This is a genomic window from Klebsiella sp. CN_Kp075 (assembly GCF_040065055.2).
In the GTDB taxonomy this organism is placed as follows: domain Bacteria; phylum Pseudomonadota; class Gammaproteobacteria; order Enterobacterales; family Enterobacteriaceae; genus Klebsiella; species Klebsiella aerogenes.
The window spans coordinates 2,828,553-2,841,211 of the sequence record NZ_CM198050.1 but is presented as its reverse complement, the minus strand read 5'-3'; the positions used below and the strand labels follow the sequence as shown (position 1 = coordinate 2,841,211).

The 12,659-nt window shown below is 58.6% G+C and carries 13 protein-coding genes; 9 read left to right on the top strand and 4 right to left on the bottom strand.

The window, feature by feature from the left end; translation table 11 throughout:
* Positions 1–270: 270 nt before the first annotated feature.
* Positions 271–390: a hypothetical protein gene (locus tag ABLV78_RS13600; RefSeq protein ID WP_045392558.1), complete on the top strand. Its 120-nt coding sequence runs from the start codon at positions 271–273 to the stop codon at positions 388–390.
* Between the two features lie 32 nt (positions 391–422).
* Here the strand turns inward: ABLV78_RS13600 and abgT are convergent, their stop codons facing one another.
* The 3 genes from abgT to ABLV78_RS13585 form a co-directional block, all read right to left on the bottom strand.
* Positions 423–1,949, bottom strand: a complete 1,527-nt coding sequence (gene abgT, locus ABLV78_RS13595; RefSeq protein WP_045392384.1) for a p-aminobenzoyl-glutamate transporter — start codon at positions 1,947–1,949, stop codon at positions 423–425.
* Between the two features lie 116 nt (positions 1,950–2,065).
* Positions 2,066–3,511, bottom strand: a complete 1,446-nt coding sequence (locus ABLV78_RS13590; RefSeq protein ID WP_047042853.1) for a M20 family metallopeptidase — start codon at positions 3,509–3,511, stop codon at positions 2,066–2,068.
* Positions 3,511–4,821: a M20 family metallo-hydrolase gene (locus ABLV78_RS13585; protein WP_047042856.1), complete on the bottom strand. Its 1,311-nt coding sequence runs from the start codon at positions 4,819–4,821 to the stop codon at positions 3,511–3,513. The genes ABLV78_RS13590 and ABLV78_RS13585 overlap by 1 nt, the downstream gene beginning before the upstream one ends.
* 166 nt (positions 4,822–4,987) lie before the next feature.
* Here ABLV78_RS13585 and ABLV78_RS13580 point away from each other — a divergent pair, with 166 nt between their 5' ends.
* Together ABLV78_RS13580 and smrA are read left to right on the top strand one after the other, a co-directional pair.
* Positions 4,988–5,896 (top strand): LysR family transcriptional regulator, encoded by a 909-nt coding sequence (locus ABLV78_RS13580; protein WP_047042859.1) that lies wholly within the window; start codon positions 4,988–4,990, stop codon positions 5,894–5,896.
* A 102-nt stretch (positions 5,897–5,998) separates the two neighbouring features.
* Positions 5,999–6,562: a DNA endonuclease SmrA gene (gene smrA / locus ABLV78_RS13575; protein WP_045392373.1), complete on the top strand. Its 564-nt coding sequence runs from the start codon at positions 5,999–6,001 to the stop codon at positions 6,560–6,562.
* On the opposite strand, the gene ABLV78_RS13570 is transcribed toward smrA, so the two are convergent.
* Positions 6,559–7,365, bottom strand: a complete 807-nt coding sequence (locus ABLV78_RS13570; RefSeq protein ID WP_015366809.1) for an IclR family transcriptional regulator domain-containing protein — start codon at positions 7,363–7,365, stop codon at positions 6,559–6,561. The two genes, smrA and ABLV78_RS13570, sit on opposite strands and share 4 nt — an antisense overlap.
* Before the next feature lie 167 nt (positions 7,366–7,532).
* Here ABLV78_RS13570 and ABLV78_RS13565 point away from each other — a divergent pair, with 167 nt between their 5' ends.
* Genes ABLV78_RS13565 through pcaC form a run of 6 tightly spaced genes read left to right on the top strand, consistent with a single transcriptional unit; the run spans position 7,533 to position 12,597 of the window.
* The gene (locus ABLV78_RS13565) at positions 7,533–8,219 is read left to right on the top strand and encodes a 3-oxoacid CoA-transferase subunit A (protein WP_047042863.1); all 687 of its coding nucleotides are present in this window, start codon (positions 7,533–7,535) and stop codon (positions 8,217–8,219) included.
* A 10-nt stretch (positions 8,220–8,229) separates the two neighbouring features.
* A complete protein-coding gene (locus ABLV78_RS13560; protein WP_015705262.1) occupies positions 8,230–8,886 on the top strand; it encodes a 3-oxoacid CoA-transferase subunit B in 657 nt (218 codons plus the stop codon).
* A 10-nt stretch (positions 8,887–8,896) separates the two neighbouring features.
* Complete coding sequence (gene pcaF / locus ABLV78_RS13555; RefSeq protein ID WP_047042866.1) at positions 8,897–10,099, top strand: 3-oxoadipyl-CoA thiolase; 1,203 nt, start codon at positions 8,897–8,899, stop codon at positions 10,097–10,099.
* Positions 10,100–10,108: 9 nt separating this feature from the next.
* Positions 10,109–11,461: a 3-carboxy-cis,cis-muconate cycloisomerase gene (locus ABLV78_RS13550; RefSeq protein WP_047042871.1), complete on the top strand. Its 1,353-nt coding sequence runs from the start codon at positions 10,109–10,111 to the stop codon at positions 11,459–11,461.
* Positions 11,451–12,218, top strand: a complete 768-nt coding sequence (gene pcaD, locus ABLV78_RS13545; RefSeq protein ID WP_045392362.1) for a 3-oxoadipate enol-lactonase — start codon at positions 11,451–11,453, stop codon at positions 12,216–12,218. The genes ABLV78_RS13550 and pcaD overlap by 11 nt, the downstream gene beginning before the upstream one ends.
* Positions 12,208–12,597 (top strand): 4-carboxymuconolactone decarboxylase, encoded by a 390-nt coding sequence (gene pcaC / locus ABLV78_RS13540; RefSeq protein ID WP_015705266.1) that lies wholly within the window; start codon positions 12,208–12,210, stop codon positions 12,595–12,597. The genes pcaD and pcaC overlap by 11 nt, the downstream gene beginning before the upstream one ends.
* Positions 12,598–12,659: the final 62 nt, after the last annotated feature.

Below are 12,659 nucleotides of genomic sequence, written 5' to 3'. Positions count from 1 at the left end.
GGGGTGGAGCAATGTTTATTTTTGCATTAACTAGCAGGCGCGGCGTGATGGGCATTTTGCTACCTTTGTCTGGCGGCGAATTTCCCTGTGCGGAGGAGCGTTCAGTTCAAATCTCTATGCAGTTTGTCATACGCACGCGGATTAGTGTGAACTGGCTAATTCACCGGGAGGCACCCGGCGCCGCAGATAAATATACAGGCATTCCTTGAGTCAATTATTTTTTCCAGCGCTTTGGCGCTGGTTTTTTTTAACTACAAGAAAGGTGGCGATATGCAATACATGTTAACGGGAGTTGTTGTGTTGATTATCAGCGGATTAGCTATCAATTTGCTGTCGGTGGTCATCGAAAGTCTGTATAAAACGTTCCTGAACCGCACCACATCGCGTTAACTTACGCAGGCCATCCCTGGCCTGTCGCCGCGTTATGGCAAGCGTGGATAAATACCTGGGCCAATCGGTAGCCCTACCAGGTACCAACCCACCAGCAACAGCAGCCAGACGGCTAAGAAAATCAGCGGGTAGGGTAATACCAGCGAATAGTAGGTACCCAGTCTGGCATCGGGCCGGTAGCGCTGTAAAAAGCCGAGAAACAGCGGTACAAATGGCGATACCGGCGCGAGCGGCAGTACGGACGAATCGGCGATACGAAACAGGATCTGCGCAAACGCCGGGTGAAAGCCCAGCAGCATAAACATCGGTACAAAAATGGGCGCCAGAATCGACCAGATAGCCGAACCGCTGGCGATAAACATACACAGAAACGCCGACAGCAGCGCCAGACCGACAAACGCCGGCACGCCATTCATTCCCGCACTTTCCAGTATATCCGTTAATCCTACCGCCATGAATTTCCCCATATTGCTCCAGTTGAACATGGCGACAAACTGGGCCAGCGGGAAGACCATCACGATGAAGCCGGCCATCTCCTTCATCGGCTCGATCATTAACTGCGGCAGGTCAGCCTGACGGCGAATTTTGCCGGTGGCGATGCCGTAAGCTAAAGATACGACGAAAAAGAAAAAGATAATCAGCGGTACGATGCCTTTAATAAAAGGCGAGGGCATCACGGTATGTTTGATAGGATCGCGCAGGATGCCGTTTTCCGGCACCACCATCAGTGCGATAACCGCCACAAACAACAGCGCCGCAATACCGGCAATGCGCAGCCCGAAGCGCTGTTCCGCCGTCAGCGTCTGCAGCGTTTCATCGCTCTGGCCTTGCCACTTTCCTAGCCGCGGCTCGACCAGTTTATCGGTAATCAACCCGCCGACCAGCGTCAGAACGATGACTGAGGTGGCCATGAAGTACCAGTTGTCGATAACGCTAACATGCAGCGAGGCATCAAGCGTTTTCGCCGCTTCGGTACTAATACCGGAGAGCAACACGTCGGTAGTGACAATAAGTAAATTTGCCGTGAATCCGCAGCCGACGCCGGCGATTGCCGCCAACAACCCGGCTACCGGATGGCGGCCGACGGCGAGAAACATTAACGCCCCCAGCGGCGGCATAATGACCAGCGCCGCGTCGGAAGAGATGTGGCTGAAGAAGGCGATAAATAACACCATGTAACTGGCGTAACGCGCGCTAACGTGCGATGACATCTTGACCATCAGCGACGGCAGCAGGCCGACACGTTCGGCGAAACCGGCACCGAGCACCAGCGCCAGAATCGCCCCCAGCGGCGCGAAGCCGCTAAAGTTTTTAATCACGTTTGGCAGAAACCAGTGCAGCCCTTCTACGCTGAGCAGATTCTTTACCACCACTCGCGAACCGTCGGTGGGGTTCTGTACGCTGACGTTTAGCGCCGACAAAATGGCGGTGGCGGCCATCAGCGCGACGATCAGATAGATAAACAGCAAAAATGGATGCGGAACCTTATTACCTATTTTTTCAACCCAGCCATACAGCTTACCGGTGGGGGAATGCGACGGTATGGATGACATACTCATGGGCGTTCCTCAGTTGTCGTTGTTGTGTTGTTTGCGGCATGCCTCAGGGGTTGTCAGCTGTTATTTTTATTGGCGATTGCCATCACGCTGTACGCTATCCCAGAGGCTAATTTTTCTTATTTTAAAATTGATGGTACGACGTCACGCGGGATCGGGCTCTGGTATGGAGTTACCGCCAGTACCTGAGCCAGTTCCTGCTGGCTTGCTTCGAGTAACGGCCTGTCGCTGAACAAACGAATCGCCGTTGCTCCCAGAATTTTACCCGCCAGCAGCATCCCTTTATGGGCGATGGAGGTTCTTCCCTGGCTCACCAGTTGCCAGCTATGCAGCGGCGTACCGATGGCGAAACAGGGGCTAAAACACTGGGCCACCGGCGCTTTCCAGCTCACGTCGCCGACGTCGGTAGATCCCGCCAGCACGTTTTCCGTTGCCGCCCACGGCGCGACCTCATCGATCAACACCGTGTCGTGATGACGGCGGGCAAACGCTTTTCCTTCTTCACCGCTGGTACCGGCAATATTCTTCAGGCTGTTCTGTATATCGTTCACGCCGAGCGTGGCGCGAATATCCGCCGCGAAAGCGCGCTCTGCGTCACTCCACTGTGGCGTACCGTAATGACATACGGCCTGATACATTGCCGCTTCCAGCGTGCGATTGGGGAGATAGCTGGAACAGGCTTTTTCAAAACGGCAGCTGACGCTGGTTTCGGTCATCAGCGCGGCGCCCTGGGCGATTTTCTCAATACGGGCGAAGATTTGCTGCACATCGGCCATCTCCGGAGCGCGAATCAAATACAGCACTTCAGCTTGCGCCTGCACCACGTTGGGCGACACGCCGCCGGTATCGGTAATGGCGTAGTGCACACGCGCTTTCTCGATAATATGCTCATTGAGGAAATTACTGCCGGTGGTCATCAGCGTGACGGCGTCCAACGCGCTACGCCCCAGATGTGGTGAGTTTGCCGCGTGCGCAGCGGTTCCGGTAAAGCGCCACGCCGCCTGAATATTGGCCAGCGTGCTGGTACTGAACATCCCGGCCCAGGCTTCCGGATGCCACGTGAGGGCGGCGTCAATATCATCGAATAATCCCTCGCGCACCATAAAGGTTTTACCCGAGCCGCCTTCTTCCCCCGGGCAGCCATAAAAGCGCAGGGTGCCCGCTCCGCCTTGCTGCTGCAGCCACTGTTTCGCGGCGACGGCGGCGGCGAACGCCGCGGTGCCGAGGAGATTATGCCCACAGCCGTGGCCGTTTTCCCCCGGCGTCGCGGATGTTGGTTCAGCACTGTGCGCCTGTTGGCTGAGTCCTGCCAGCGCATCAAACTCGCCGAGCAGGGCGATGACCGGTTTACCCTCGCCGTAGCTGGCGATAAACGCATTGGGTATGCCGCCAGCGTGACGGGTTAGCTGAAAACCTTCCGTTTCCAGCGCATCGGCCAACCGCGCGGCAGACCAGAATTCCTGGAAGCGGGTTTCCGGATGATCCCAGATATCATCGGCAATAGCGCAAAAATCGTCGCGCCGTGACGTAATGATGTCATCGACAAATTGATAGATCTTTTCCATCACACACCTCGCTGCCAGGGAAAGTTGAGCGCGATGCGCGCCAGCGTCTCGACCGCGATGACCATCACGCCTTCGTCGAAATCAAATTTCTCGTTGTGATGTCCGGCGCTCAGTTCAGTACCGAAAATCATGTATGAAGCCAGTCCGCCGCGATCCTGTACCCGCGCCATCATCAAAGTGGCATCTTCGGATCCCGCCGGCGCGGCAATATGATCCACTGCTTCTACTACCCCCGGCACCTGCGCTGCCTGCTCACGCAGGTATTGCACCCACGCCGGAGAGGGGGCGCTGGAGGTTGCCGCGCCCATGAGCCGAAGTTCATAGCGGGCTTCATACATCGCTGCGGCGCCGGCAATCACGTTTTGCGCCTGCTCAAACACATACTGGTTGATAGCTTCCGTCTCGCCGCGGGTTTCCACTTTAATTAGCGCCGATGAGGGGACCACGTTACGCCCGGTGCCGGCCTGTATGACGCCGACGTTAACCCGCGAGGCGCCTGCGCTGTGCGGCGCGATGGCGTGTAATGCGAGGGCGGCCTGGGCGGCGGCCAGTAGCGCGTTGCGCCCATCTTCCGGTTTGCCGCCGGCGTGAGCGGCGACGCCCTCGAATTGCACGTCGAATTTGGTGGTCGCCATAAAGTTGTCACCGCCGCAGACCACGGTACCGTTGGGAACGCCGGTACCGATATGAATGGCGGTGAAGTAGTCCACGTTATCGAGCACGCCTGCCGCCACCATCGCGCGCGCGCCGCGGGTGCCTTCTTCGGCAGGCTGGAAAATCAGCTTGATGATCCCGTTGAGCCGATCGGCATACTGCTTTAGCACGTGCGCCAAACCCAGCCCAATGGCGGTATGTCCGTCATGGCCGCAGGCGTGCATCATCCCGGCGTTGCAGGAGGCGAAACCCGCGCGATGCGGGCGATGGCGATCGTCGTGTTGTTCGTTAAGATCGAGCGCGTCCATATCGACGCGAAACGCAAGCGTAGGGCCGGGGCGGCCGGTGTCCAGGGTGGCGACGACGCCGGCGAATCCGCCTTCAAAAGCCGGCAGCCAACGTTCCGGCGCTCCCTGTTCGCGGGCGCGCTGGAATGCCTGCTCCAGGGTAGCATCGTCGGGCAGCCCCATCCGGCTGTCGGCATCGATAACGTCGCGACCCAGCGCCAGTTGATAACCGAGGCCGTCTAAGATCTCGGCAACCTTGCTGGCGGTGCGAAATTCCAGCCAGCCGGACTCCGCGTGCAGGTGAAAATCACGACGCCATTGCGTCATTTCCGGCGCCAGCTGGCTTACCAATTCATGAAGTTGCGGCATAACCCTTCCTGTCATAATTAAAAAGTGTGACGGCGTTCACGGTGTGATAGCTTTTAATTATCACAAACGCCTTTCTGGCAATCTCACCCTTAACCTGCCACAGCATGATGGATTACAGTAGATGTCATTTTCTTCTGTCTGATAAACAATGGTTATCACCTAAAACATGTCATTTCAGATTAAATTTCATCAAATTCGCGCCTTCGTTGAGGTCGCTCGCGAGGGGAGTATTCGCGGCGCCAGCCGGGCGCTGGCGATCTCGCAGCCCGCGTTGACCAAAGCGATTAAAGAGCTGGAAGAAGGGCTTTCCGCCCAACTGTTTGTCCGCCGCAGCCAGGGGGTGGCGCTGACGGAAAACGGCGAAAGTTTTTATCAACATGCGAGCCTGATCCTTGAAGAGCTTCGGGCGGCGCAGGATGAACTGCTGCAGCGTCAGGGGGAGCAGGCCGGGCAGATTAATATTGGTCTCGGCGCCAGCGTCGCCCGTTCGCTGATGCCATCGGTTATCTGTCGCTTTCATCAGCAGCATCCGCTGGTGAAGGTTCGGATCATGGAAGGGCAACTCCTGGCGATGATTAATGAACTGCGCCAGGGTGAGCTTGATTTCACTATCAACACCTACTATCCCGGCCCGTACGATCATGAATTCAGCTTTGAAAAACTGTTTGAGAAACCGTTCGCGGTATTCGCCCGCGCAGGGCATCCGGCGGCGCGCGCCACTTCCCTGACTGAATTGCTCGCTCACCACTGGACGATGCCAACGCCGCGCGGTAGCTACTTCAAACAGTTGCAGGAGATGTTCAATCAGGCCGGGCTGGCGCCCAAGGTCGATATCGTTTGCGAAACCTTCTCTTCATGCATCAGTCTGGTGGTGAAGAGCGATTTCCTTAGTATTCTGCCGGTAGAGCTCGGAAACGATCCGATGATGGCGGATAAACTGGTGATGATCCCCATACGTGAGGTATTGCCCAGGGCAACTTACTACCTGATCCAGCGGCGCGACACGCGACCAACGCCGCTAACGGCTTCGTTAATCACCCTGTTTCGTCGTCAAAGCCGTCAATTGTTTCCTTAAATATCCCGCGTTGGTCTATTTGCCAGCAGTTGCGGCTAAACGCGTTGAGGGGTAGGCGTGAGGCGGCTATAGTAGCAGGCGATAGCCGCTGGAGGAGTGACCATGAACCTTGACGACAAATCCCTGTTTCTTGACGCCATGGAGGATGTCCAGCCTCTGAAACGCAATAATGACGTACACTGGCATCGTGAACGACCCGCGCGCGCGCCGCAGCGTATCGATACCCTACAGCTCGATAATTTTCTGACCACCGGCTACCTCGATATTGTGCCGCTCGCCGTGCCGCTGGAGTTCAAACGGGAAGGGCTGCAAAGCGGAGTGCTGGACAAGCTGCGGCGTGGAAAATACAGCCAGCAGGCAAGCCTGTCGCTGTTGCGCCAGCCGGTCGAACAGTGCCGGCAAATGCTGTTCGCCTTCGTGATACAGGCGCAAAAAGAGGGGCTGCGTAATTTACTTATCATCCACGGCAAAGGCCGTGATGACCAGGCCCACGCCAATATTATTCGCAGCTACCTGGCGCGCTGGCTGCCAGAGTTGCCCGAGGTACAGGCGTTTTGCGCCGCGCTACCGCACCACGGCGGCAGCGGCGCTTGTTACGTGGCGCTGCGTAAATCCGAACAGGCTAAGCAGGAGAACTGGGAGCTGCACGCTAAACGCAGCCGCTAGCGCAGCAGCAGCGTTAGCTCGCGGGCGGCTTTTTGTAATTCCGGCAGCACCCTGTCCAGCATTTCGCGGGTCGACATCTGGCCCGCGTGGACCCCGACGTTCAGCGCTGCTTCCACCTGTCCCTGTGGGTTATATAGCGGTACCGCCAGCGAACGCAGCCCCATTTCCAGTTCCTGATCGTTCAACGCATATCCCTGCTGATGCACACGTTTTAGCTCCGCGCGCAGCTTATTCACCGAATCTACCGTTTGCGGGGTGTAGCGAATCATCGTCACCCGGCCCAGCATGTCGTTCAGCCTTTCTTCCGGCTGATGGCTTAACAGCACGCGCCCCATGGAGGTCGCCCACGCCGGCAGACGACTGCCAATATCAAGATCGATCGTCATAATGCGCGAACTGGAGGCGCGGGCGATATACAAGATATCGTCGCCATCCAGGGTGGCGATTGAGCAGGACTCATTGAGCATTTCGCTCAGATGCTTGAGCACCGGCTGCGCCGAGCGCGCCAGCGGCGTTGAGGCCAGCCAGGCGTGGCCGAGGGCAAGTATCCGTGGTCGCAGCTGGAAATTCTTGCCGTCTTCGGCGTAGACGAAACCCAGCTTGCTTAGGGTGTACAGGCAGCGACGTACCGCCGCTCGGGGGATGCCGGTCTTTTGGCTGATCTGCGAAATCGACAGTACCGGGCGCTGCGGGGTAAAAGCCTGAATCACTTCCAGCCCGCGCGCCAGCGATGCCATAAAGTTCGGATCGCCCTTAAACGGATCGCCGTCGCCCGCCACTACATCATCTGGATGCTTGTCCATTTTGTTCTCCGTATTTGCCATCGATCACATTCTTTCGCTAAAGATATACGATGTTCGATTATCGCACCATATTTCGATTATCGCCCTTGACCAGCATCGTTAAGCAGGTCACATTTTGTGCGAACAACGCATATAAGTGCGATTACCGCACGTTAAGGAGCGACCTGATGATTGATAAAAGCGTGTCGACGCTGAGTAAGGCCATTGCCGGGATCCACGACGGCGCGACCATCATGATCGGCGGATTTGGCCCCGCCGGGCAGCCGACGTATCTGATTGACGCCCTGATTGACCAGGGCGCCCGCGACCTAACCATTATTAATAACAACGCGGGTAATGGCGAAGTGGGGCTGGCGGCGCTGCTTAAAGCCGGGCGGGTGCGCAAAATGATCTGCTCATTCCCGCGCCAGGTAGATTCACAAATTTTCGATGACCTCTATCGCCGCGGCAAAGTTGAGCTGGAACTGGTGCCGCAGGGCAACCTGGCGGCGCGGATCCAGGCCGCTGGCGCAGGTCTCGGCGCGGTCTTTACCCCTACCGGCTACGGCACGCCGCTGGCGGAAGGCAAAGAAACCCGGGAAATCGACGGCCGTCATTACGTGCTTGAATATCCAATTAAAGCCGATTTTGCGCTGATTAAAGCCCATCAGGGCGACCGCTGGGGCAACCTGGTCTACCGCAAAGCGGCGCGCAACTTCGGCCCGATTATGGCGACCGCCGCCAAAACCACCATTGTTGAAGTCTCGCAACTGGTCGCCCTTGGCGAACTCGACCCGGAAAACATCATCACCCCGGGGATTTTCGTCCAGCGCGTATTCTCGCTGGAAAATCTGTCCGCCGCGCAAAGCGCCTGAGGAGCCGAACATGCAAAAACTGACTCGTGACGAAATGGCCCAGCGCGTCGCCCGCGATATTCCGGAAGGCGCTTACGTAAACCTCGGTATTGGCCTGCCGACCCGTATCGCCAACTATCTACCTGCCGATAAAGAGGTGTTCCTGCACAGTGAAAACGGGCTACTGGGAATGGGGCCGAAGCCGCAGCCCGGCGAAGAGGACCCGGAGCTGATCAACGCGGGTAAAGAGTATGTCACCCTGCTGCAGGGCGGCTGTTTTTTCCACCATGGCGACTCCTTCGCCATGATGCGCGGCGGGCATCTCGATATCTGCGTGCTGGGCGCCTATCAGGTTTCCGCCAGCGGCGATCTCGCTAACTGGAGCACCGGCGCGCCGGATTCGATCCCGGCGGTCGGAGGGGCGATGGATTTGGCTATCGGCGCCCGCCAGGTGTTTGTAATGATGGACCATCTGACCCGCGATGGCGAATGCAAACTGGTCGAGCAGTGCAGCTATCCGCTGACCGGCGTCGGCTGCGTCAGCCGTATCTATACCGATCTGGCGGTCATCGATATTACCGACCGTGGTCCGGTGGTACGCGAAATCTTTAACGGCCTCTCATTTGAAGAGCTACAGCGCATCACTCCGGTGGCGCTGACTTTTGAACAACTGGCGGAAAGCGCGTGAGGAACCTATGATGAATCAGGCATTTATCTGTGATGCGGTGCGTACGCCGTTTGGCCGTTTTGGCGGCGCATTATCGAGTTTGCGCGCTGACGATCTGGCGGCGCTGCCGCTGAAAGCGCTGCTGGAGCGTAATCCGGGTCTCGATCCGGCGCTAATTGACGATGTGATCTACGGCTGCGCCAACCAGGCCGGAGAAGATAACCGTAACGTGGCGCGTATGGCGCTGTTGCTGGCCGGCCTGCCGCAGAGCGTTCCCGGCAGCACGATTAACCGCCTGTGCGGCTCGAGCCTTGATGCGATCGGCGTCGCGGCGCGGGCGATTAAAAGCGGCGAAACCCAGCTGATGATCGCCGGTGGGGTGGAGAGTATGTCGCGCGCGCCGTTTGTGATGGGCAAAGCCGAGAGCGCCTTTAGCCGCTCGATGCAGATGGAAGATACCACCATTGGCTGGCGTTTTATTAACCCGCAGATGAAAGCGCTGTACGGCGTGCACTCGATGCCGGAAACCGCGGAAAACGTCGCCGATGAGTTTGCCATTTCTCGCGCCGACCAGGATGCTTTTGCGCTTCGTAGCCAGTTGCGTACCGCTGCGGCGCAGGAAGCGGGGCGTTTCGCCGATGAACTGATCGCCGTATCGGTACCGCAACGCAAAGGTGAACCGCTGTGTTTCAGCCGCGATGAACACCCGCGCAGCACCTCGCTGGAGGCGCTGGCTAAACTGCGCGGCGTGGTCCGAGCCGACGGCAGCGTTACCGCCGGTAACGCCTCCGGCGTCAATGATGGCGCCTGCGCGCTGCTGTTGGCCAGTGAACAGGCCATGTCGGCGAATGATTTACAGCCGCTGGCGCGGGTTGTCGGCGTGGCGACGGCAGGGGTGGCGCCGCGAATTATGGGCTTCGGCCCGGCGCCGGCGGTGCGCAAAGTGTTAGCGCAAACCGGGCTGACGCTGGCGCAGATGGACGTCATCGAATTGAATGAGGCTTTTGCCGCACAGGCGCTGGCGGTTACCCGTGATTTAGGTCTGCCGGATGATGCCGCCCACGTTAACCCCAACGGCGGAGCCATCGCGCTGGGCCATCCGCTAGGCGCTTCCGGCGGTCGTCTGGCGATGACCGCCGCATATCAGCTGAAGCGTACCGGCGGCCGCTATGCGCTGTGCACCATGTGTATCGGCGTGGGCCAGGGGATTGCGCTGATTATTGAACGCGTTTAAGGAGTTGCGATGAGTTTGTTGACCCCCATGTTGCGCAGCAGTCCGCTAACCGACTGGTTTAGTGATGCGCAGCGGGTACAGGGCATGCTGGATTTCGAAGCCGCGCTGGCGCAGGCGCAGGCCGACTGCGGTCTGGTGCCGAAGGCGGCAGTCTCGCCGATAGTCAACGCCTGCCGGCATGCGCTTATTGATTTCGACGCGCTGGGACAGGCTGCGGCCAGCGCCGGTAATCTGGCAATTCCGCTGGTCAAACAGCTGACCGCGCGGGTGAAAGCGCAGGATCCTGACGCCGCGCGCTATGTCCATTGGGGCGCCACCAGCCAGGACGCTATCGATACCGGGTTTGTTTTGCAACTGCGCGGCGCGCTGGCGGCGACGGATAGCCTGCTACAAAGCCTGATTGATGCGCTTGCCGAACAGGCGCAGCGCTATCAGCATACGGTGATGCCGGGGCGCACCTGGATGCAGCATGCGCTGCCGGTCACCTTTGGCCTTAAACTGGCGGGGACGCTGGATGCGCTGCTGCGCTGGCAGCAGCGGTTGATTGAGATGCGCCCACGGGTGCTGGCGCTGCAGTTTGGCGGCGCGGCTGGTACGCTTGATTCATTGAAACAGCAGGCGCCGCAGGTCGCGCAGGCATTAGCGCAAACCCTCGAGCTGCAGTTGCCGGATACGCCATGGCATAGCCAGCGCGATCGTTTCCTCGAAGTCGGCGCCTGGTTCGCTGGCGTTTGCGGCACTCTGGGAAAATTCGCCAATGATTTTTCGCTGCTGATGCAAACCGAGGTTGCGGAAGTCGGCGAGCCGCTGGCGGAAGGGCGCGGGGGCTCCTCGACCATGCCGCACAAACGTAATCCGGTCTCCTGCGCGGCGATTTTAACCGCGGCGCAGCGCACGCCGGGGCTGGTCGCCACCCTTTACGCCGGTCAAATCCAACAGCATGAGCGCGCGCTCGGCGGCTGGCAGGCGGAATGGGAAACGCTACCGGAGCTGATTATGCTGGTGGGCGGGGCGCTGGCGCAAACTGACATGCTGGTGCGCGAGATGCAGGTTTTCGTGCATAAGATGCGTGCCGACCTTGATATTACCCACGGGCTGATTATGGCGGAAGCGGTGACCCTGGCGCTGGCGGAGTTTATCGGCAAAGCCGAGGCGCATCACCGTGTAGAAGCGCTGTGCCGCCAGGCTCTGGACAGTCACGGTTTACTTGTCGATCTGCTGGCGGCTGACCCGCTGGTCAGTCAGTTTCTCTCCCGCGAACGTTTAAACTCGCTACTGGATCCGGCAACGGCCACCGGTAGCGCCGAACGCTTTGTGCGCCAGGTACTGGCGCGTTATCAGGAGCAACGTCATGAATCTTGATTATCAACTCGACGGGCCAGAAGGCGCGCCGGTTATCGTGCTGTCGAACTCGCTTGGTACCACGCGCGCAATGTGGCAGCCGCAAATGGAGGCCCTGACGGCGAATTTTCGCGTACTGCGTTATGACACCCACGGCCATGGTAAAACGACGAAAAACGGCAAGGTGACCCTGGCGCAATTGGGTGAAGATGTGATTGCGCTGCTCGATCACCTAAATATCGACAAAGCGCTGTTTTGCGGTATTTCGATGGGCGGGCTGACGGGATTATGGCTGGCGCGCTTTGCGCCGGAACGTTTTTATGCGGTGGCGGTGGCCAATACCGCGGCGCGGATCGGCGATCAGTCGGGCTGGCTTTCTCGCGCCCGCGCGGTACGTCAGGAAGGGATGGATGTGGTTGCCGCGGGGGCGGCGGATCGCTGGTTCAGCGATGCTTTCCGCCAGCGCGCGCCGGAGGTGGTCGAGGCATTATGCCATCAACTGACTCATAGCGACGCCGAAGGCTACGCTGCCTGCTGTGAAGCCCTGGCGGCGGCAGACCTGCGGGGGGAGGTCGGGCAAATTGCGATTCCGGTGCTGATTATTGCCGGAGAAAGTGACCCTGTCACGACTGTCGCCGACGCTAACTTCCTGCATCAGCAGATCGCCACTTCACAGGTGGTGGTGTTGAAGGCGTCGCATCTGTCGAACATTGAAGCGCCTGCTGCCTTTAACGCCGCGCTGAACGGCTTTTTGCTGGGGGAGCAAAATGGAAGATAAACAACGTTATCAGCAGGGAATGGAGGTTCGCCGCAAGGTATTAGGCGATGCTCACGTTGACCGTACTCTGCAGAATCTGACGCCGCTGAACGAGGAGTTTCAGGATTTCATTACCCGTTACGCCTGGGGAGAAACCTGGACCCGTCCAGGGCTCGATCACCATACCCGCAGCATGATCACTATTGCGATGCTGATTGCGCTGAACCGCGAGGCGGAACTTAAGATGCATCTGCGCGCCGCCTTTAATAACGGTGTGACCCGTGATGAGCTGAAAGAGCTGATTATGCATTCGGCGCTGTACTGCGGCTTACCGGCGGCAAACGCCACGTTGCACCTCGCGCAGCAGGTGTTTGCCGAGATTGACGCCGCGCAGGCGTAGCGGGGCGGCGCATTGCGCCTTGTACGGGCTACTAAATCGCACAGCGCTGTAGCCCCGGTAAG